General features: G+C 69.8%; 31 protein-coding genes. 2 read left to right on the top strand and 29 right to left on the bottom strand.

Going from position 1 to position 18834, the window contains the following annotated elements:
- Positions 1 to 367: 367 nt before the first annotated feature.
- Positions 368 to 670, top strand: a complete 303-nt coding sequence (locus tag ACWY4P_RS40650) for a hypothetical protein (RefSeq protein WP_456205698.1) — start codon at positions 368 to 370, stop codon at positions 668 to 670.
- Between the two features lie 54 nt (positions 671 to 724).
- On the opposite strand, the gene ACWY4P_RS40645 is transcribed toward ACWY4P_RS40650, so the two are convergent.
- From ACWY4P_RS40645 to ACWY4P_RS40580, 14 genes are all read right to left on the bottom strand, one after another.
- A complete protein-coding gene (locus ACWY4P_RS40645) occupies positions 725 to 1462 on the bottom strand; it encodes a hypothetical protein (RefSeq protein ID WP_456205697.1) in 738 nt (245 codons plus the stop codon).
- The gene (locus ACWY4P_RS40640) at positions 1459 to 1845 is read right to left on the bottom strand and encodes a hypothetical protein (protein WP_456205696.1); all 387 of its coding nucleotides are present in this window, start codon (positions 1843 to 1845) and stop codon (positions 1459 to 1461) included. The genes ACWY4P_RS40645 and ACWY4P_RS40640 overlap by 4 nt, the downstream gene beginning before the upstream one ends.
- 58 nt (positions 1846 to 1903) lie before the next feature.
- Positions 1904 to 2431, bottom strand: a complete 528-nt coding sequence (locus ACWY4P_RS40635) for a hypothetical protein (RefSeq protein ID WP_456205694.1) — start codon at positions 2429 to 2431, stop codon at positions 1904 to 1906.
- Positions 2428 to 2583 carry a hypothetical protein gene (locus tag ACWY4P_RS40630; protein ID WP_456205693.1) on the bottom strand — a complete coding sequence of 52 codons (156 nt, stop codon included), beginning with the start codon at positions 2581 to 2583 and terminating at the stop codon, positions 2428 to 2430. Before ACWY4P_RS40630 ends, ACWY4P_RS40635 begins: the two co-directional genes overlap by 4 nt.
- Positions 2584 to 2959: 376 nt before the next feature.
- A complete protein-coding gene (locus ACWY4P_RS40625; RefSeq protein WP_456205692.1) occupies positions 2960 to 3289 on the bottom strand; it encodes a hypothetical protein in 330 nt (109 codons plus the stop codon).
- Positions 3286 to 3519 carry a hypothetical protein gene (locus tag ACWY4P_RS40620; protein WP_456205690.1) on the bottom strand — a complete coding sequence of 78 codons (234 nt, stop codon included), beginning with the start codon at positions 3517 to 3519 and terminating at the stop codon, positions 3286 to 3288. Before ACWY4P_RS40620 ends, ACWY4P_RS40625 begins: the two co-directional genes overlap by 4 nt.
- Positions 3516 to 3896: a hypothetical protein gene (locus tag ACWY4P_RS40615; RefSeq protein ID WP_456205688.1), complete on the bottom strand. Its 381-nt coding sequence runs from the start codon at positions 3894 to 3896 to the stop codon at positions 3516 to 3518. The genes ACWY4P_RS40620 and ACWY4P_RS40615 overlap by 4 nt, the downstream gene beginning before the upstream one ends.
- An 83-nt stretch (positions 3897 to 3979) precedes the next feature.
- The gene (locus tag ACWY4P_RS40610) at positions 3980 to 5257 is read right to left on the bottom strand and encodes a DNA cytosine methyltransferase (RefSeq protein ID WP_456205686.1); all 1278 of its coding nucleotides are present in this window, start codon (positions 5255 to 5257) and stop codon (positions 3980 to 3982) included.
- A complete protein-coding gene (locus ACWY4P_RS40605) occupies positions 5254 to 5622 on the bottom strand; it encodes a hypothetical protein (protein ID WP_456205685.1) in 369 nt (122 codons plus the stop codon). The genes ACWY4P_RS40610 and ACWY4P_RS40605 overlap by 4 nt, the downstream gene beginning before the upstream one ends.
- A complete protein-coding gene (locus ACWY4P_RS40600) occupies positions 5619 to 5930 on the bottom strand; it encodes a zinc finger domain-containing protein (RefSeq protein ID WP_456205684.1) in 312 nt (103 codons plus the stop codon). The genes ACWY4P_RS40605 and ACWY4P_RS40600 overlap by 4 nt, the downstream gene beginning before the upstream one ends.
- A complete protein-coding gene (locus tag ACWY4P_RS40595) occupies positions 5927 to 6235 on the bottom strand; it encodes a hypothetical protein (RefSeq protein WP_456205683.1) in 309 nt (102 codons plus the stop codon). The genes ACWY4P_RS40600 and ACWY4P_RS40595 overlap by 4 nt, the downstream gene beginning before the upstream one ends.
- Entirely contained in the window at positions 6228 to 7001 is a 774-nt protein-coding gene (locus ACWY4P_RS40590; RefSeq protein ID WP_456205682.1) for a zinc finger domain-containing protein, read from the bottom strand. The genes ACWY4P_RS40595 and ACWY4P_RS40590 overlap by 8 nt, the downstream gene beginning before the upstream one ends.
- Complete coding sequence (locus ACWY4P_RS40585) at positions 6998 to 8089, bottom strand: hypothetical protein (protein ID WP_456205681.1); 1092 nt, start codon at positions 8087 to 8089, stop codon at positions 6998 to 7000. The genes ACWY4P_RS40590 and ACWY4P_RS40585 overlap by 4 nt, the downstream gene beginning before the upstream one ends.
- Entirely contained in the window at positions 8089 to 9417 is a 1329-nt protein-coding gene (locus ACWY4P_RS40580) for an HNH endonuclease (RefSeq protein WP_456205679.1), read from the bottom strand. Before ACWY4P_RS40580 ends, ACWY4P_RS40585 begins: the two co-directional genes overlap by 1 nt.
- Positions 9418 to 9645: 228 nt before the next feature.
- Here ACWY4P_RS40580 and ACWY4P_RS40575 point away from each other — a divergent pair, with 228 nt between their 5' ends.
- Complete coding sequence (locus ACWY4P_RS40575) at positions 9646 to 9843, top strand: hypothetical protein (protein ID WP_456205678.1); 198 nt, start codon at positions 9646 to 9648, stop codon at positions 9841 to 9843.
- Between the two features lie 81 nt (positions 9844 to 9924).
- On the opposite strand, the gene ACWY4P_RS40570 is transcribed toward ACWY4P_RS40575, so the two are convergent.
- From ACWY4P_RS40570 to ACWY4P_RS40500, 15 genes are all read right to left on the bottom strand, one after another.
- Positions 9925 to 10188: a WhiB family transcriptional regulator gene (locus ACWY4P_RS40570; protein WP_456205676.1), complete on the bottom strand. Its 264-nt coding sequence runs from the start codon at positions 10186 to 10188 to the stop codon at positions 9925 to 9927.
- Complete coding sequence (locus tag ACWY4P_RS40565; RefSeq protein WP_456205675.1) at positions 10188 to 11162, bottom strand: hypothetical protein; 975 nt, start codon at positions 11160 to 11162, stop codon at positions 10188 to 10190. The genes ACWY4P_RS40570 and ACWY4P_RS40565 overlap by 1 nt, the downstream gene beginning before the upstream one ends.
- The gene (locus tag ACWY4P_RS40560) at positions 11159 to 11377 is read right to left on the bottom strand and encodes a hypothetical protein (protein WP_456205673.1); all 219 of its coding nucleotides are present in this window, start codon (positions 11375 to 11377) and stop codon (positions 11159 to 11161) included. The genes ACWY4P_RS40565 and ACWY4P_RS40560 overlap by 4 nt, the downstream gene beginning before the upstream one ends.
- A complete protein-coding gene (locus ACWY4P_RS40555) occupies positions 11374 to 11859 on the bottom strand; it encodes a hypothetical protein (RefSeq protein ID WP_456205671.1) in 486 nt (161 codons plus the stop codon). Before ACWY4P_RS40555 ends, ACWY4P_RS40560 begins: the two co-directional genes overlap by 4 nt.
- Complete coding sequence (locus ACWY4P_RS40550; RefSeq protein ID WP_456205670.1) at positions 11856 to 12170, bottom strand: hypothetical protein; 315 nt, start codon at positions 12168 to 12170, stop codon at positions 11856 to 11858. The genes ACWY4P_RS40555 and ACWY4P_RS40550 overlap by 4 nt, the downstream gene beginning before the upstream one ends.
- Positions 12167 to 12901, bottom strand: a complete 735-nt coding sequence (locus ACWY4P_RS40545; protein WP_456205669.1) for a BRO-N domain-containing protein — start codon at positions 12899 to 12901, stop codon at positions 12167 to 12169. Before ACWY4P_RS40545 ends, ACWY4P_RS40550 begins: the two co-directional genes overlap by 4 nt.
- A 70-nt stretch (positions 12902 to 12971) precedes the next feature.
- Complete coding sequence (locus ACWY4P_RS40540; RefSeq protein ID WP_456205668.1) at positions 12972 to 13883, bottom strand: exonuclease domain-containing protein; 912 nt, start codon at positions 13881 to 13883, stop codon at positions 12972 to 12974.
- Positions 13880 to 14407: a hypothetical protein gene (locus ACWY4P_RS40535; protein ID WP_456205666.1), complete on the bottom strand. Its 528-nt coding sequence runs from the start codon at positions 14405 to 14407 to the stop codon at positions 13880 to 13882. Before ACWY4P_RS40535 ends, ACWY4P_RS40540 begins: the two co-directional genes overlap by 4 nt.
- Positions 14408 to 14479: 72 nt before the next feature.
- Complete coding sequence (gene bet / locus ACWY4P_RS40530; protein ID WP_456205665.1) at positions 14480 to 15514, bottom strand: phage recombination protein Bet; 1035 nt, start codon at positions 15512 to 15514, stop codon at positions 14480 to 14482.
- A gap of 151 nt (positions 15515 to 15665) precedes the next feature.
- Complete coding sequence (locus tag ACWY4P_RS40525) at positions 15666 to 16826, bottom strand: DNA polymerase III subunit beta family protein (protein WP_456205664.1); 1161 nt, start codon at positions 16824 to 16826, stop codon at positions 15666 to 15668.
- Positions 16827 to 16894: 68 nt separating this feature from the next.
- Entirely contained in the window at positions 16895 to 17101 is a 207-nt protein-coding gene (locus ACWY4P_RS40520; RefSeq protein ID WP_456205663.1) for a hypothetical protein, read from the bottom strand.
- Between the two features lie 104 nt (positions 17102 to 17205).
- Entirely contained in the window at positions 17206 to 17544 is a 339-nt protein-coding gene (locus ACWY4P_RS40515; RefSeq protein ID WP_456205661.1) for a hypothetical protein, read from the bottom strand.
- Positions 17541 to 17834, bottom strand: coding sequence for a hypothetical protein (locus ACWY4P_RS40510; protein WP_456205660.1), 294 nt, complete (start codon positions 17832 to 17834; stop codon positions 17541 to 17543). The genes ACWY4P_RS40515 and ACWY4P_RS40510 overlap by 4 nt, the downstream gene beginning before the upstream one ends.
- Positions 17827 to 18210 carry a hypothetical protein gene (locus ACWY4P_RS40505; protein WP_456205658.1) on the bottom strand — a complete coding sequence of 128 codons (384 nt, stop codon included), beginning with the start codon at positions 18208 to 18210 and terminating at the stop codon, positions 17827 to 17829. The genes ACWY4P_RS40510 and ACWY4P_RS40505 overlap by 8 nt, the downstream gene beginning before the upstream one ends.
- Positions 18210 to 18728, bottom strand: coding sequence for a hypothetical protein (locus tag ACWY4P_RS40500; RefSeq protein WP_456205656.1), 519 nt, complete (start codon positions 18726 to 18728; stop codon positions 18210 to 18212). Before ACWY4P_RS40500 ends, ACWY4P_RS40505 begins: the two co-directional genes overlap by 1 nt.
- Positions 18729 to 18834: the final 106 nt, after the last annotated feature.

The raw sequence follows: 18834 nt of genomic DNA, 5'->3' as shown, positions 1-18834 counted from the left end.
TTCGTGCTGGGGACGGTTGTCGGCTACCGGCTCGCGAAGTCCGGGTTCTTTCACCCCACGGTCCACTCACCCGAAGGTGGTCGTCTGCCGCTCGTTACAGCCAGGGGATCGCTGGCGGGGGTCGCTTTCCTACTGCGCACGCTTCCCGGGCTTCGCCATCCCTGGATCACGATTCGTTCCGTGTCCGCCCGGGTCTGCTGATCGCTCCCTGTGGAGTTGTTGGCGCCGTCTTGCTTGGCGATGAATCCATCATGCAATCCAACACAGAGGACTGTCAAGAGTCCTCTGCAGAGGACTGAAGATCGATGTTGAAGAGTCCTCCCGAGTGGACTATCCGTAGTGCTCAATGGCGTGCCACAATGCGGCCATGAGCAGCGACTGGACCCCCACCGAGGACGAGGCCCGCTCCCTTGCCCGCTACAAGAAGGCCAAGGAGACGGAGAAAGAGCTCAAGCCCGTCATCCGCGCCATCGGGCTAGAGGGGCTACGCAACGGCGCCACACCCGCCCAGCTCAGCCAGCTCACCGGGGAATCCGCCGAGGTCTTCCGCCGCATCCGCGACGCCCACGACATCCCCGTCGACCCCCGCTACCAGAGTCGCGCCGAGCTGGCCCGCGCCCGAAGCGCCGCCATCTCCAAACCCGACACCGAAGCCCAGCCCGACGCCTGACCCACCCCGTGCCGCACACCCCTCCCCCGGTGTGCGGCACAGGTGTGGGCGGGGTCAGTCGCCCGCATCGTCGGGGTGCGCGTCGACTGGGCGCGCGGCGTGGTGACCACAGGCACAGTCCTGGCCAGTGAACTTCTGATTCTCCCGACACCGCTGGTGGAGTCGATCGGCCCATTCGAGCAAGCTCGCGCGCCGCTCGGGATGTTCGGCTGCCGCCTCCTCGAGGGCCTGCGCCGTGCCACACGCCGTGGATAGGTACGGCGCGGGGTCGACCAGCTCGAGCACGTCGGCGGGCAGCTGCTCGGCCGTCGAGCCGGGCGGATTGACGAAGCCCGGAGCGAGACTCGGGCCGGGCTCGCCCCCGCCCCGCATGTACGCTGCCGCCGCCTCCGGCCCCTCGAACACGGCGAGCACGTGGGCAGCGTCGATGCGGTGGGCGGCAGCCATGCCCTCGTTGACCCACCGCACCTCCTCGATACGGCACAGCGGGGCGTTCCGCTCGGCCTTCGCCTGCTCCTGCTCCAGGCGGGCCAGCAGGGCGCGGTACGGGGGCTGGGCGGCGGCGTCAGCAGATGCCCCCTGCCCCGCCGGCTCGTCGGCCCAGTGGTCGGGGCGTACCGGTTCCCAGTCGCTGTAGCTGATGCGGCGGCGGACCTGTACACCCCGCTGGCGCTGGCCACGCACCATGTCGCCGCCACCATCCGGGTGAGGAAACCAGGTGAAGACCTCGGACTCGGGCGACGGGATGGGAGGCAGGTCGCTGCGGCGGATCGGTTCGGGTTCGGCGGTCATCGTTTGGTCTCCTTGTCGGTGAGGCTGCGGCCGAGGATCTGGCGGGCGACGGCGAGCGCGTGCGGATCGGGGCCAACCTGCTCGGCGTCCTCGGCTGCGCTGTCGAGCCAGGCGGCGATGGCGAGGCCGACGGTCGGGTCCGTGGCGGCGATGTAGTCGCCGACCGGGGCATGGACGTAGGGCGCCTGATGCCTGCCGCCTCCGCGCATGAGGACGGTGTGGCTGTCGGTCCAGAGGGTGGTGAAGGTGGCGTCTGGCTGGTCGGGGAAGTGTCGGGTGGCGGTCCAGTGGGGGCTGCCGCTGTCCTCGGCTGCGGCGGTGGCGAGGGCGCGCAGCTTCTCTGCGGCGCCGCGCATCTGGGCGGCCGGGCTGGCATCGGTCATGGGTGTGGTCTCCGGTGGTTGGGGCCCGGCCGCGTGGACGGCGGCCGGGCCAGGCGGGTCAGGAAGCGGGGGCGTTCAACCGGTCGCGCACCCACTGCGCATCGGACTCGGCCACGTGCGCCCCGGCGACGCGGGCGACGTGGATGGTGGTCGGATGTCCGTCGCCGTCCCGTTCGGGTCCGACATGGGCGCCCCAGGGCTGGCCGTGGTCGGGCAGGGTGTGGCCATCGGGGCAGTGCGGGCACAGCGGACTGCCGTCCCGCATCCCCTGCTTGGCTACCTCCACAAGGGCGCCGAGGGCCTCGGCCGCAGCTTCGCTGATCTGCCCGGTCTGGCAGACGGACACCTGCGGCTCCGTCACGGGCTCGGGGTCATCCCAGACGATGCGGGTGTGGCCGCCGTGTCCGTGGACGTGTTCGGCGTCGGCGATGCCACCGTCCCAGAAGACGACGGAGGGGCGCTCGCCGGTCCAGCGGACGGATGCGGTGCCGTCGGGCCAGAGGATGCCGTCGGCGACGCGGCCGGTGCCGGAGACGCCGGTGATGTCGGTGTTGCGTTGCAGGTGGAAGCGTCGGGGCTGTGTCATGTCTTCTCCTCGGGCTGGTAGTTGCTGATGCCGGGTGTGCTGTGGACTGGCCGGCCGCGGCGTCTGGCGGACGGGATCGGGACGGGCAGGAGCACGGCGGCTATGAGGCCGGCCGGGAGGGTGAGCTGCTCGGGGGTAGGCGGAGGGGCCACACGCCCGTCTGTGACCCGTTGGGGGGCTTGCGGGTCCTGGGCGCCGTCCGGGCGCTGCGGGGCGCTCAGAGGGCCGCTGGAGCCTCGCGGCGAGGTATCGGCGGCTGAGGGCTGCTCATCCGTCACGACGGCGCCATCCCGGGCCCTGGACGGGCCTCTGACGGCCCGTGGACGGTCGGGCGGGGCTCGGGAGCCTCCACGGCGGGAACGAGCCTCAGAGAGGCACTGAGGGGCTCGCTAACCGTCCAGCCATCCAGCCGCAGCACCTCCGACAGCAACTCGGACGCCTCCGCCCGAGAGAACAACGACCGATCCCCCGACCACTGGTCGGCCAGAGCATGCGCACGATCCAGAGCGCGGACGTAGCGGGCATCCATCACGCCGCCTCCCGCTGCTCGTCGAGCCCCGCCGCCTCCGCCGTCGAGCACGGCCACGACGTCACCAGGCCGCGGCAACGACGCCCGTCCCAGCCCGAGCACTCGGCGCACACGTCGCCCCCGCCACGCGGCATCGGCCGGTGAAGGGCGGCGAGCGCACGGCGCAGCTGCACCAGCCCGGTCGGGTCGGCGCCGTCCTGCCGCCAAACCCGCCGCCACTCCAGGCCCTGCCGGAACCAGCGAGCCTCATCCGCAGTCAGGCCGCCCCGCTCCGCCCGGTCCACCAGCACCCGCATCTGCGCCAGCGACGGACCCGGACGCCACGTCACGACTCGACCCCGAGGATCTGCCGGGCCACTGCAAGGGCGGTACGCACAACGCTGGGCTTGTCGCCGACGATGTCCGCGTACACCGCCGTGGACTTCAGCCAGTCGGCAAGCTCGGGCCCGAACCGGGCGGCTGCACCGGGCGCCCACGGATCGGCTGTGGCGTCGGTGGCCCACTGACGCACCTTCTCGGCAGCGGCCCGCAGCAGGGCGGCCGGGGGCATGTCGGTCATGACGCCTCCCGCTGGCAGCGCTCGGCAAGGTCCGTCTCGAACTCGGTCACGGCACGGCGGTCGATGTCGCTCACCCACGCCTGGATCACAGCCGCGCACTGCACCAGCTCGGTGCGCAGCTTGTCCGGGTCCGTCTCGGCGAGTGCTTCGTAGACCTCCTCCAGCAAGATCAGCGCCCACGACGCGCCCTTCTCGCGGTACTTGGCGGCGTGCTGGCAGATGTCGCGAGCCTCGTCAGCCATGGCGACGTAGTACTCGGCGCCAGTGCCGTCGGGGTGGCGCTGGTCGCCCCACTTGGCGAGCTGGGCCTGACGTTCGGCGTCGATGGCTTCGGCGAACTGCTTGAGGCCGGCGGTCGTGAACAGGGTCGGGTACATCGGGTTCTCCTTCGGGCGGGAATCTGCGTGCGAGATGATCGGTGGGCGGTCGCCCCCGCTAGCCCCGGGGGCGACCGTGCTCATCAGGCGGCTTCGCTTTCGGTGGCGGGGTGGGCGGCGAGTGCGGGCAGGAACAGACCAGCGCGCTGGTGCAGGTACCGGATGCCAGCCACGGCCTGGAGCCGCACCACACCGTTGCCGAGGGCCCGCAGCATGGCCGCGCGTGTCAGGCCCGGGGTGCAGGTGACCCAGCCGTCGGGCAGGCCCATGAGCCATTCGGTGAAGACGGGGCTCAGTCGTCCCACAGAGTCAGTGGGCCAAGGGGCTCGTCGTCCGAGGATGGCTTCCCAGCGTCGGATGGCGGGTCCGTAAGGGCCCCAGTCAAGGTCGGGTTGCCCCGGCCGTAGCTGGAGGACGTTCGCTCGCTGTCGGCGGCCGTCGGTGTCGGCAAGAGCTGAGCTGCTGCACTCGGCAGCATCAGATCGCCCTTGCTGCCCCGCTGGTTCGGGCCGCCCTTCTCCCCGTCCGACGCTCGTGGCGTGGGCAGGAGTTGCCCGCTGAACACCACATCCGACAACGTCCAGCCCGCATGATGCTTGGAGTCCGGGTTCGACCTGTTGGCCGTCGCATTCCTGGTGCCGTTCGCGTCGCCTGCCATCGGCGTTGGAAGCAGAGACACCGCTGTCCGCAGGTCCATGCCACCCGTCCCGTGCTTCCCGGCCCCATTCGTGTCCGAGGTCCGCGGGGTCGGCATCAGTCGGCCAGGCGAGGATGAAGACTCGCTTCCGCCCGTGGGCAGCGCCGACCTCCGACGCAGCGACGCGAGCCCATTCCGCATCGAACCCGAGGCTGGCCAAGTCGCCGAGAACGGCTCCGAGTGCCCGCAGTGGATGCCCATCAGAGCCGTCTCCCACACAGTACGAGCAGGGTTCCACGTTGCCGGAAGCCTTCGCTGAGAGGAGCCCTTCGACATTCTCGATCACCACCAGTCGGGGTCGGAGTACGGATATGGCGCGGGCCATGTGAGCCCACAGCCCGGAGCGGGAGTCAGGCGTCAGGCCGGCGCGGCGCCCGGCCGAGGAGACGTCCTGGCATGGAAAACCACCTGTGAGGATGTCGACCGGGCCGTGCTCATCGAGGACGGCCTGCCAGTCGACTTTCGTGATGTCGCCCAGGTTCGGCACGTCGGGCCAGTGCCGAGCGAGAATTTTCGCGGCGTACTGGTTGGTGTCCTCGCGGCCCTTCTTGTCGGGCGGCTCGTACTGCGAGTGCCAGATGACCTCGCCGCCGTAGACGTCCATGACGGCCAGGTCGAGCGCACCAGTACCGGTGAACAGGGAAGCGATGCGGGGGCCGTTCATGCGGCGGCCTTTCGGGTGTCGGGTGCGGCGTGGAGGTAGGCGGGCGTGTGGCGGGAGGTGGCGCGGTCGTCGGCCCGCCACCGCATGACCGTCCGCTCGTCGACCCCGACGATGCGGGCGATCTCGGCAGCCGATCTGCCGCGCTCCGTCATCCCGCGGGCCACGAGACGTCGCTCGAGACGGGTCAGCCCCTCGACTGGCCGCGGATCCCGCACGATCAGCTCGACGTCCATCTCGTCAGCGGTGGTCCACTGCGTGAACTCGGGGTCGCCCCACATGCGGATCCGCTTGCGGTGCTTGTGGCACAGGGTCTTGTGCGGCACTGCCGGGGTGGCGCACTCGTCGATGCGGCACAGGCGGCTCACGCGGCCACCTCCCGCGCCTCGACCTCACGCCGCGGGTGCACGCCACCGTCACGGAGCTCGCGCCCGTCGAGGTGGCACGGCACGCCCGGCTCCACCTGGCACACCGGGCAGACGGCCGACGCGCGCGCCCACGCCGAGATACGGGCCGGGTGCGGCTCGGCCATGCGGCGGCGCCCGGAGATCGTCGTGCACGGCCGGTGCTCGTGCGCGCCACAATGCGGGCACGGAACGGTGCGGGCCGGGTGCTGGACAGCGCGCAAGCCGTGCCGGATCGACTCGGGCATCGGGGCGGCAGGGAAACGGGTCATCGGTTCTCCTTGCGGGTCTTGTCGGGTGGTGGGCAGGCGCCGCACTCGCAGTGGTCGTGGTCGGAACCGCGGCCGGCCCGGAAGTCCTCCAGGGCCTGAGCCCACTGGACGTCGGTAGCGATCTGCGGCCGAGAACCCGGCGGGCTCGTGCCAGTCGGCCAAGCGCCGGGTTTGTGGCCGGGCGGGCGCGGGGCCTCGGTGGGCTTCGGCTGTGCGCGGGGCCGCATCTGCTGGCGGAGAAACTCCCGCAGATCGCCCTGCTTGCGCATCGCGGCAATGTCCTCAGGGGCGAAGTCGTCACTCACCGGCCGCCTCCTCGCGGGCGGCCTGCTCATTCGCAGCGATCTGCTCGAGGCGAGCCAGAGACGCGGCACGACGCCGCTCAATCACCTCGGGCGACTCGAGCTCAGCAGGCCCACCAGTCGCGACACGGGCACGGGCGGCGTGTGGCCTCTTCAACACTCGAGGCCGCCGCAGGTCGCCAGGAACCCCGACCTTGCACGGACGGCCAATCGCCGCATGGCACGCGGGGCAGACCACCCCGAGGGGGCCCGGCCGGCGAACCTGCTCAACCTCCGGCGTGACGGGCTCCTCGCCCTCCTCGAGAGCTATCTCCGCCGCCAACTCCTCGGGCGTGACGGCCGCTACCCGGCGCCCGATCCCAGCCAGCTTCCGCGCAACCTCGGGCGCCGGGCCGCCAGTCAGCTCACCGACCGGGGTAGTCGGAATGCGGCCGGTAGCTACCGCGTCCAGCTGGGCTCGGCGGCGGGCAATGAACTCCGCACCCGTCTCCAGCCCCGGCGGCGGCTCATAGGCGGGCAGCGTCTCGCCCAGCCGCTCCTTGCGGATCGCGAAGCGGTGGGCGCGGACGTTGTGCGGCTGGATCCACAGTCGCTCGCCCGGCTTGTCGGTGGGCGTGCCATAGAAGCGGGCAACAGCAGCCAGGGCATCGGCGTCGAGCGGCACGTCGTGCAGTGCCGCGGCCCAAGCCCGGGAGTCGGCCTTGCCCACGGTCCGGTTGTCGAAGGCGGCGCAGTGCGCGAGAAGCTGGGCGGCTTCGGACGGATTCACTGGTTCTCCTCTGCGGCGAGTTCGGCGGCCACGGCGAGGGCGGCGGTGGCCCGCTGGTCGGCGGTCGACGGACGGCGGGCGGTGAAGTCCACGACGTTCTCCGCACCAGCAGCAGCGGGGAGGTTCTGGCGGGCGCGCTTGGAGGCGTACTGCGCCGAGTCGCGGATCCACTTCTGCCAGGCGTCGTGCCAGTTGCGCTTGCGGCGGCCTTCGGCGCGGAAGTGGGAGATGAACTGTTCGGTCTCGAAGTCGGGGTCGAGCCCCGGGAAGGTCGCGACCACCCAGCGGCGCATCGTGTCGTTCAGGTAGAAGTCGTCCGGGATGAGGTGAAGGCCGTCAGGCCGTCGAGGCTCAGCCGCAGCGTGGCTCGCGTTCTGCTGACGGCCGGTTCCCCCCACACCCCCCTCTCCCTTGCTCCCTTGCTCCCTAGCTCCCTTGCTCCCTAGCTCAGGGACGAAATGCTCCGGAGCGTCTCCGGAGGAATTCGGGAGAGATTCGGGAGCGTCACAAAAACTGCTCTGACCTGTGGTTTCTTCGCGGGCGACCGGGCTGACCGCGCCTCCGTCCGTTGCGCGTTCCTTGTCATGCACCGAGTCGCTGAATGTGGCTCCGGAAGGGCCTCCGGAGAGGCTCCCGGAGGGTCCTGCAGGAGCCTCGGGGATCTTCTGGAATCCCTCGCGAGACTTTCGCGAGCGTTTCGGGAGGCGCTGAGGATTGATCTCCCGCCACTTCTTGAAGTCGTCCGGCTCGTCCTCGGGGCATGGGGGGACCTTCGACCGCGTCGGGTGCGACGGCTTTTGGTGCTCCCGCCAGTTTGGGGCGTGCAGGTAGTTGCGACCGTCGACCTCGTAGCGGCACAGCGGGCCCGAGTCGGCGATCAGCTCCAGCCAGTCGTCGACCCGCTCCGGGGTGATGTCGCGGTCCCTCGGGAAGCAGTCGGAGGCGATGAGCATCTCGTCGTCGACACCACGGCCGTAGTCGTCGAGGTAGCCCCAGATGAGGACGAAGAAGTAGCGGACCTCGCGCGGCCACATGGACACCGTGATGGAGGTGCGGAGCTCGGGCTTGATGGAGCGGATGCGGGCCATCAGTTGCCACCTTCCGCGGGGAGTGCCGCGGCCTCGAACACGGAGAGGTGCCTCGTAAGGCAGGTAGTCACATCCGGGTCCTGGTAGCTGCCCGCTGCAGACGCCGCCTCGTAGACGTCAGCCACGTAGAAGTTGCCGTCCTCGGCGATGCGATTGAGGCTGGCAAAGAGCTTCGAAGTCTCTTCCTGTGACGGCTCGATCTCGCCCGAAGCCGTGAACGCAACGCGCCACAGTTCGGACGCGCGGGACTGCCAACCGCAGACGCCTGTCCCCTTCAGTTCGTTGTCGGTCATACCGAGGTAAATCCGAGCCGATTTGTGAGAGCCGGCATGGCTGGCGGCTCTCACGATGCGAGTCACGTAGACATCGGCGTCAAGGAGCTTGTCGATCTGCTCCCCGACCCACTCCCTCTGCTTGTCGCTCGGGTCGCCGACGAACTTGCCACCCCATGGTTCGTCGCCTGGCACCCAGGTGGTGGGCCATGCGGAGACCCATGCACGACAAGCGCTGTCGCGGTCCATATCTCGCAAGGCGGTGGTGATGTTGGTGATGCCGAAGTAGGTGGCGTACTGGGCGGCTTGGATGATTCGTTCGGGCGCTGTCAGTTCTTCGTCCGAGAGGTCTGCGAGGCTTCCGTGGAACTCGGCCGCCTGTTGGGCGGTGGGCGGCTCTTCGTTGTCGACCAAGCCGCTGTGCCAGACCGTGAACGCGGTCTCCAGTACCGCCTTACGGACATCAAGGCTGGCGGGCACCTGACGGGCGCCAACGATCATTCGAGCTTCGGCCTGAAGCTCGGTGACCTTGTTCCAGGCAATGCCGCAGCAGTACTTGAACTTGTTGGCCTCGAGGACCTTCTCGTTGCCCATCGACGCGTCGACGATGTCCGCCCACATCCATACGGGCAGTCCGGCGATGCGGAAGCGCTCGACGCTGGTCTTCCAGTCGCCGGGCAGCTCGGCCGCCTTCCGGTCCTTCCCCTCGCCGTACCCCCAACGGTTCCACTCGGCGAGGAAGGCGTCGCGGTATTCAAGCTTGGGGGCTTCCTGCTCGAGAAGGTTGTCTGCGGCCTGCGTCATTGCCGCGGCCCAGCGGAGGGCGTCGTCGCTGACGTTCGCAACGACCGCGGAGTCGACGGTGGCGCTGCTCTTCCCGCTGTTGCAGGGCTCGCAGCTGGTGACGAGGTTGTCGGGTGCGTCGGTGCCGCCGAGTGCAACGGGGGTGACGTGGTCGATGCGCAGCGGCACGTCAGGGGCGGTCGCGCCGCAGTACCGGCAGGTGTGTGAGTCCCTGCGCAGGATTTCGTAGCGGAGGCGCTTCGAGACGGCCATGGGGTCTTCTTTCGGAGAGTGCTGTCGGGGGGCTTTTGGGCGCACGGAACCAAGCCCTTTGGGCGGCTTCATTTGCTGATCGGGTGCCGCCTCGGCACGTTCAGATCCTACCCTGGGGTGTGTAGGCACAAGCAATACATTGGCGACACACTTTGCCATGGTGGGGTGTGTTGCTCGTGCACGGTCAGCTACTCTTTCGCCATGACGACGAGAGGGACGCCGGGCCGGATGATCCGCATCGAGGACCAGATGTGGGATCTCTACGGCGAGTTGTGTGCCGAGGAAGGCACCACGCGCACCGATGACCTGCGTCGCCATGTGCACTCGCGTGTCGCCGCCTACTGCAAGGCGAAGGGCATCAAGCCACCAACCCCGAAACGCAAGGTCGTGGTGCGCCGCAAGAAGCCGGCCGCCGACTCTGACTGACCTCATCCCTCTCCCCTCCCTCGCCCCGCTTCCGCGGGGCGTTTGTCGTGTGCGGCTGCTGTCGTGTGCGGGCCGGCCGGGCTAGGCGGCGGTCTTCTTCGGCCGGCTGATGGCCCACCGTTCGACGGGTGTCATCCCGCCGCGGATGGAGCCGCGCATGTTGGCGGCGGTGGTGCCTTCTTCGGCGAGTGCGGCGGCGAGGCAGGCGGCCTTGACGGGGCAGCGGTCGCAGATCCCGCGGGCTTGCTGGAGTGGTTCGCCGCGGTGGTCGTCGCTGGTGAAGAGTTCGAGGCCGGGGTCCTCGGCCACGCACAGGGCCTGGTCCCACCAAGCGGGGCCGGGCATCAGGCGGCCTCTCCGTAGCTCTGCGGGTGGCGCTTGAGGGTCTGGTACAGGTGTTCTTTGGTGATACCGAGGCGGGCGGCTGCGGCGTCGTGGTCGTAGCCGAGGGTCATGAGTTCGCGGGCGTCGTCGGCGAGGTCGGCGCCTCGGCTGGATGCGGCTGCGCGGGCCTTGCGGAGGGCTGTGAAGCGTTCGCGGGAGGTGGCCGGGCCGAGGTTGGCGAGCCACTGCTGGTGGGCGGTCTCGCAGCGCTGGCAGGTGGGGATGTTGTTGAGGCGGTGGAGCCACCAGCCGTGGTCGGTGCCGCAGTGCCCGGTCCAGTCGGGGTGGGCGGCGGGGTTGTCGATGGTGTCGTCGTCCCAGGCGGCCGGCGGGGCCCAGTTGTTGTCGACGGCGCGCTTGCGGGCTTTCCACGAGGTGCCGGGGGTGCGGCCGAGGGTTCGATAGGCCAGGCGGATGGCTTCGTCGACCTTGCCGTCGATGTGGCGGTAGTAGCCATTGGCGATGTAGCCGATGGCGCATTCGCTGAGGCCGCATGCCGCGCGGATGGCGGTGCGGCTGTGGCCGAGTGCGTAGAGGGCGCGGGCCCGGCGGGTAGCGCCAAGGCTGGGCCGTTCGGCGATGTTGTCGAACTGTCCGGGGCGGACGGCGAGGATGCCGAGGGCTTTGTTGCGCTGACAGGCGTGGATTTTGCCTTGGACGAGGTAGCTGATGGTGGACTGGGAGATGCCTGCCTGGCGGGCGATGAGGCCCTGGCTCATGCCGCTTGCCCGGAGGAGTTCGATGTGGGGCATGAGGATGTCGCGGGAGATAAGGAGTTCTTCACCGTTGAGGCGGGAGAGGGCACGGCGGGCGCCGGCGATCCGGTTGGCGCGGGTGCATTTGGTGCACCGGCACGGTGGGCGGTTTCCGCTGCGGGTGCCCTTGTAGCGCCTTTCGTCGCCGTGGGGCGGCAGCTGTCGGGTGCGGGTGGTCATCGGTCCCCCTTGGTGGTGGGCAGCTGGTGGATGTCTGCGAGGGTGCGGCGGGCCCAGCGGGGCTCGTGGGGGCCGAGGAGGTGCATCTGCTCGGGGAGCCGGGCGCGGGCTTTGGCGCGGCGGTGGGCGTGCCACCAGCGGATGGCCCGGGCGGCGAGCCAGCCGATGGCGAGGCCGGCGATCACGTGGAGGGCGAGGGCCAGGGCGGGGCTCATGCGGTCACCTCGTGGACTTTGATGCCTGCTGCTTTGGCGAGGCGGGCGCAGTTGCGGGTGCCGTAGGAGGGGCCTGTCGGGTCGGGGAAGGCGAGCATCCATTCGGCACGCGGCGTCTTGCTGACCATGTCTGCGTTGCGGCGGGGCCCTGCGCCTGGGCAGTAGTCGTTGCAGATGCCGGGGTGGAAGATGTCGCCCGGCTTCTTGCGTCGCCGGTGCCCGGGGCTGGTCGGGCAGTCGGGTGCGCAGTGGTCCCAGTCGGCGGCCATGGGGTCTTCGGTGACGCCGAGCCATTCGCCGCAGGCCCGGATCCAGTCGGATGCGGCTTGGTCGGCGGAGTTGGGGCCTGGGCAGGCGCCGTGGCGGACGATGATGGGGCCGTCGGCGATGTTGAGGGCGATGTCGGCGAGGGTTCCGGCGACGACGCTCGGCTCGGGCAGGTTCCGGCCGCCAGCCAGCAGGATGATCAGCGGGGCGGTCATGCGGCCCTGCCTTGCTGGGCGGCGCGGGTGCCGCGCCAGGTGCGGACGCCGCTGCCGTCGCGGGTGGTGGTGAACGAGGCGGGCTCTATCAGGCCCTCGTCGTGGAGTCGGTGCAGTAGCTGACCCCACATGGCTTTGGGGTTCGGGGGCTCGGGGAGTTTCTCGGCGACCTTGATGTGCCAGGATGCGAACTCCCGACCCGACTGGGCGGCGGCGACGAACGCTGGGCGCACACGCTCCGTCCATGCCTCGAAATCGTCGGCGGGCTGCGGCACGCTGCCGTCGAGGGCGGGCTGCACGGTGGCGGTCATGAGGCGTCCTCCTCGTAGGAGTCATTGGTCAGGGCGGCTCGCGGGAACGGCAGGGACATCTGCAGGGCGCGTTCGGCGAGGGCAAGTTCGCGGCGGATCTTGGCGGCGAAGTCGATGAGCTGTGGGAGGACGCAGGCGCGTATCTCCCAGCGCGAGCCGGACGGCACTGGCCAGAAGAGGTGCTCCCACTTGCGGTGAGGAATGTTGTTGCGGGTGGTGAGGATGCCGCCGGAGACCAGGAGTTCCTTGAAGCGGTGGGCGTCTACATTGAGCCCGTACTGAACACGGGCCACCGCGGCAGCGTGGTCCCACGTGACGGTCGCCGCGTCGAGGTGCCTGGCGATCGACTCGGTCTCGTATCGCCCGGTCTCTCGGATCTGCCGGAGGATCGCCTTGACCTGCTTCTTGATGGCCTTGGCGCCGGGAAGACTGCTGCGGAAGATCAGCTCCCACAGGCCGTCCTCGTAGATGACGTTCATCTCTCGGCGCTGGTCAACGCCGTTCGCGGACCTGGTCAGCACAATCTGCTGACCAGCTTCGCCAACGTCGAGGAGCCGGGTGGCATCGGTCGCCTGGCCATACCCCATGGCCTTGGCGAAGTCGGAGGCGACGGCGTAGGGGCGGCCGTCCTCGGCGATGCCGAAGCGGATGTTGTTGCCGTCGACGTTGAACCGGCGCAGTCCGGAGCGGCCGGGCCCGTCGGCGTCGGGCATTGCGATGAGGGTCCTCATGGATGTCTCCCATGTGTGTTGTCCTTGGGTGGTGGGCTGCCGCCGGTTCGGTCGGCGGCAGCCCGGGGCCCTACTGGGCGGTGCCGTGCTGCTCAAGCTCGGCGTCGGTCATGAGGGCGTGCGGGACGCGCCCGGTGCGGAGCACGTCGCGGATGTCGGCGGCGACGCGCCGGAGCTGAAGACCGCGGCTGCGGCCGAGCTCGGTGGTGGCGCAGCCAGCGACCTGCTCGTACCTGTCGGCGAGGGTGGCGAAGGCCCCACGCAGCGCGTCGTAGGGCACCAGCGGCCATGCGCCTTCGACGACCGCGAACGGATCCGTCTTCTGCTTGTGGGCCTGGAGTCCGGCCGCCTGCTCGGCGGCCCACCGGATCTGCCAGACGTGCAACTGCTGGGCATCGACATGCAACTGCTCGAACCGGGTTCCGACAGCGACGGCTACCTCGACGGCGGCGAGAGCGTCCGCGTCTGCCCGGTGTGCTGCGGCCAGGGTGACGCCATAGTGCTTGGCGAGCGCCTCGAGCTTCCGCGAGCCTGGCCGGAACTTGTCGGCGGCCTTGTCCAGGATCAGCGGGTCGATGACCGGGCCGACCGGCCGACCGAGGCGCTCCTCGACGGTGGCCAAGCCGTGGCGGCGGCATTCGCGGTCGAGGACTGTCAGGTCGTAGCGGGCGTTCATGATGACGAGCGGTGTGCCTTCGGCCTGCGCTACGGCGAGCAGGTCTGCGATCTCGTCTACGACTTCCACCGCAGGGCGCCCGAGGGACTGTGCCTGTTCCGTGGTGATGCCGTGGACGGCCGTGGCGCCGGCTGGGATGTCGATGCCGGGGTTGGCGAGCCACTGTCGTGAGTGGTCCGGCAGGCTGTCGATGGTGACGCCCGGCGTGTAGCCGACGGCTGCGGCGGTGACGATGCGCGCGGTCTCGACGTCGATGCCCGTGGTCTCCAAGTCCCATGCAAGGAGCTTCTTGTCGTGCCAGGTCACGACGCCTCCTTCACGGGGGCGGGGGCGATCTGCGGGAGGTTGAGGTGGCCGAGTTCGCCGTCGCGCCAGGCGGCGGCGATGCGCTCGCGGCCGTCCTTGGTGGGCCGCACGCTGTGGGTGAGGGAGCGGGTCGCGCGGATCTCGACGCCGGGCACGTCATCGACGACGCCGGTTTCCTTGTCGGCGACGACCGCGGCGCCGGCTGCGGTCATCTCGGCGAGCAACGCGGTGGTGTACGCGGGCCGGACTTCGGTGACGAGTCGGGTGGTGACGTTGTGGGGGCTGTTCTTCCGTACCCAGTCGAGGAAGGCGTCGGGGTCGGTGACGACGGCGGCGGGCTTCGCGTCGGAGCGGGAGATGGTGGCGACCTTGGTGCCGTCGGGGAGCTTGGCGTCGACGCGGGAGGCGCCGGTGTCGATGAGGGCTTCCTGCATGGTCTGCTTCACCTCCTTGAGGCGGTCGTTGACGGCGTCGGCGAGGCTCTTGAGGGCTGCTTCCTCGATGGCGAGGGCTTGCAGGTCCATGGGTTCTCCGTGGTTTGCTGGGTGGGTGGTCGCCCCCGATACCCGCGGGGGCGACCATGCGTGCGGGTGGGGTTATGCGGCTTGGCCGCGGAGCTGGTTGAGCAGTCCGCGGATGGCGTCGGCCTTGGCTTCGGTGAGGGGGAGGCCGAGGGCGCCTGCGGCGTCGCGGTCGATGTCGTCGATGCCGACCTCGGCGGCGAACGCGCGGAGCTCCTGCTCGGCGGCGGCGTGCTCGTCGGCGGGCGCATCCGGGACGATCTCGCCGTCCATCACGTTGTCGTCCTGTCCCGGCTCGTTGGACGGCTTGGGTTCGGCGAGCTCCTGGCCCCGCGCGATCAGGTACGCGCCGAGCTCCAGCAGCTCGCGGTCGACCTTCACCGTCTCCGTGAGGAGACCGGCCGCGTGCGCCTGCTTGTAGACGTCTTTCACCGCCGCCGCATTGGCCGCCTGCGCCGCAGTGTCGGCGAAGTCCTGTGCGGGCTGAGAGCGGCCCTTGACTGCCACGGTCTGCGGCTGCGACACGGGGGTGGCCCACGGGTCCTGCTCGCCCGGCTGTACTGTCCGAAGGTGCCGCTCCTCGGCCGTCGGATTGTCGGCCTGCGCCATCTCCTCGGCCGTGTACACCCCGGCCAAGTCGTGCGGGAATGCCTTGCGTAGCGCCAGCGCCTCGGCGCACTTCGCGAGCTGGCCAGCGGGCATCTTGCCCCACAGCCCGATGCGCTTGTTCTCCTTGCCGGTCTGCACGTACTCGCGGAACAGCGCCACCGCAGGAAACCGCTGGCCGTTCCGAATCACGCTGACCTTCGCGGCGGCGGGCGGCGCGTCGGACAGCCAAACATCCCGCCACCGGCCGTCCTCGTCGCACCACAGGGTGTCCTCATAGCCAAGGTTTCCGCCCTGTTCAGCAACGACGCGGTGCGCGATGACTCGGTACCCGTCGATGCTGGTCTGCGGCGTGTACACCTTCCGCTGCTGCCGGTTGTCCCAGCGACCGATCAGGTAGATCTGCCGGGAAAACGGGTCCAGCCGGGTGCGCTGGCACAGGTGGAGGAACGCGGACAGCTCCTCCGCGGCCACCTGGTTGTCGATACCGGACTGGCGCAGCACGGCCCCCTGCTGCGGGGTCCAATCGGTCTGGTCGGGGCGTATGGCGAGGGCTCCGCCAGCTTTGACGATGTCGGTACTCATGTGTTGCTCCCGTTGTGTGGCTGGTGTTGCTGTGTGGCCGCCCCGCTGCTGAGCGGGGCGGCCGTGCGGCTCAGGCTGCGGAGGCGTCGGTGGCGACCCAGCGGTTGTTGTCGCTGTCCCACTGGACGTGCGGGTTGGGCTCGATCCGGAACTTGACTCCGGCCTGGGTGGCGGCGTTGAACGCCATGGCGACCCGCTCCCACCGCTCGGCCTGCTCCTGGGTCTGCCGCTTGTCGGCCAGCTTCTTCAGGTGGGCCTCGTAGTCGTCGTGCCACTTCTGCGGGTCGTGTCCGGCCTTCTCAGCCTCGTCCCAGGCCCATTCGCCGATCTCGCCTGACTCGAGCTGCTCGTCGGTGTCTGCGAGCGTCTCGCGCAGCAGCTTCGGGTCGGCCTTCTTCATCGCCTTCAGCAGCCGGTAGGCGATCCAGGCCCGGCAGCCTGCGAGGGCGTAGGCGGCCAGTGCGCCGGGGTCGCTGGTGGACAGCTCGAACATGTCGCTGGTGGACCGCAGCACCTGCTTGAGGAGGTCGGCCGCGGCATCGTCGACGTAGTTCTCGCGCTCGGCGAGTTCCTGCGGCTCGTAGGGGTGGAGGGTGTCGGCCTGCTCGACCTTGTCGCCCTTGCCGAGGCTGTCGGACCATTCCTCGTACCGTGCGGCGGGGGACTCTTCGTCTCCGATACGCCTCGGCATCAGCAGGCCGACGAACTGGTGGCTGTAGACGACGACGGGCTTGTCGAAGGCGGCCTGCCAGGTGCAGACCTCGCGCCCTGCGGACGTCCAGCGGCCCATGTAGTCGGACTGGAAGCCGCTGAATGGGGATTCGGTTGCCTCGGTCTCCAGCGCGGTGCGGATCATGCCGCGCCAGTCGGGGAATTCGCCGCTGTAGGCGGGCAGGACCAGCTTGCGGCGGTCGCTGGTGATGGTCACGCCGTCGGTTCCGGGCGAGAGGTGCACGTTCTCCTCGCCTTCGTCGGCGTCGAGCCAGGCGGTGAGGGCGGGCAGGTCACGGGTGCTGATGGTGAGGGCCCAGGCGGGGGCGGTATTGCTGAGGCGTGCCCGGGCGACGGCGAGGGTGTAGCGGTCGGTGGCGATGGCGTGGAGCTGGTTGCCGTCGGAGTCGAGCCGGAGGCCGTTGATGGCGGAGTATCCGGAGTGGCGGCCGATGTGGGGGGCCGTCTTGCGGAGGAGTTCGGCGAGTTGGTGGGTGGTGAGTGTGGTCGTGGTGGTCACGATCGTGTTCTCCTTGGGGTTGGTCGCCCCGCCGAATTCGCCTCGGCGGGGCGTTCCTGTGTGGCGGTTCAGGCGGTGAGGTCTTCGTTGCACTTGGCGCAGCGGGAGTGGGCCCCGGTGACCGCATCCATCTCGTCGTGCAGGTGGACGAGGAGTACGTCGCCGCCGCAGTTGGCGTGTTCGACGTTTTCGGCGCGGTAGGTGCGTTCGAGTCCGCCGCCCCAGTCCTCGGTGTTGATGAGGGTCCAGGCGATCTCGTCGGGAAGGTCTGTCACGGGTGTTCTCCTTGGCGGTTGGCCCGCCTGCTGTGGACGGGCGGGGGTGTTCCTGGCTTGGTCCCGCGCCCGGCCGGCTGGTGCCTCGGCGTGGGCGCGGGCGTCTAGGCGGCGTGCTGCGGGAGGGGCAGCACGCTGTCGGGCGCGAAGGGCCGTGCGACGGGGCTGGCGACGACGCTGATGCGGGGCCGGGCCTGGATGAGCGCCTGCCGGAGGCGTTCCTTCTCGGCGGCATCGTCGATGACCTGCTGCTGGAGCCGGCGGATCTCGACGACCGCCTTCTCGTAGTCGATCCGCAGGCCGGAGAGTTCGATCCCGGCGGTGTCGAGTTGGCCCTGGAGCAGGTCGACCTGTCCGGCGAGGGCGACGAGCTTGCAGGTGAGATCCGTGTTCTCGGCCTTCAGAGCCCGGACTCGGTCTATGGCCCGGTGGCGGCCGGTCACGAGGCGGCCTGCTTCCCATGCTTGCACTTGCCGAGGAGGCAGGGCTTGGCCTGCGTGTCCCACTGCTTGTGCGTCAGCAGCTCGTATCGGACTCCCTGCTTGTTCTCGCGGTCGCGATCGCGCTTGTGGGGGATGGCCCATTCCTGGGCCTGCTCGGCGGTGGCCAGGGTGCGCAGGGCGCTGGTGGGGCGGACGGAGCCGGTTGCGCACCCGTTGGCGTCGAAGCGGACCCAGAAGCAGGCGGCGAGCGGCAGGGTCTTGTCGTCGATCTGGACGAGCAGGTCAGGCATTGGGGGCGTCTCCGTTCGCGAGCTGCCGTGCGATGTCGAGGGCTTCGTGGAGGGGGTAGGTGACGGTGTCGTCGAGGCTGATGTCGCTGAGCTGTCGCCACTGGCCGTTGACCCAGGCGCGGAAGGCACGGCCGCCGTCCTTGATGGACCACTGGTCGGCGTTGGCTCCGTGGCGGAGGATGACGATCTCGTCGCCGTCCTGCTTGGGGATACGGAGTTCGGTGGCGAAGGCGAGCTGGGCCTCCAGGGCGGCGGCCCAACGTCGGGCCTGCTCCAGCTGGGCGGCGGCCTCGCGCTTCCCGCTGTCGTGTCCGATGACACGGCCTGCGCGGAACGCGGTCGTCTCGGCCTTCGTCATGGCGTAGCGGGCGGCCATCACTCGCCCGCCTTCCGGACCCCAGCGGCGGGGACACCGAATCGGTCGTCGCCCTGCACGATGCGGAGCGCCGAGATGAGGCCGAGACGACGCGCGTCCATCGCGGGCTCCGCGACGCCGAGGCTGGCCTCGTGCGCACGGCTCCGGTCGATCGCGGCCTTAATCTCATCGGCGATCTGCTCGCGTACCTGCTGCTCGACGCTGTGCACCTCGGGCTCCGGGCTGTGCGGCAGTCGCTCGACGAGCGTGTTCCGCAGTTCGTAGCGGGCGCCCAGCGCCTCGACGCCGGGGTCGCTGGTGTCGGTGATGAAGGCGTTCAGCGAGTCGAGGGCCCGGTTCGCGGCGGCGTTGAGCTGCTTGAGCTGGGCGCGCAGGTTCTCGTTCTCTTCGAGGAGTCGGCCGCGTTCGTCGTCGCAGGCGTTCCAGACGGCGGTCACGACCTCCTCGGGCGCCTTGGCGAGTGCGTCTTCCACGGCACCTTCCAGCGCCTCGCGGAAGCGGTCCATGTGGGTGGTCACTGTCCCCCCTTGGGGTGGTTGATGCGGTAGCCAGCTGCGATCAGGAGTGCGCTGGCGGCGGTGAGGACTGCGGCTGTGGTCCAGCCGCTGGCGAGGAGCCGGGCGG

It is taken from the genome of Streptomyces sp. LZ34 (genome assembly GCF_053890475.1).
Note: the sequence above shows the minus strand (reverse complement) of the source record. Positions and strands in the feature narration are given on the sequence as shown.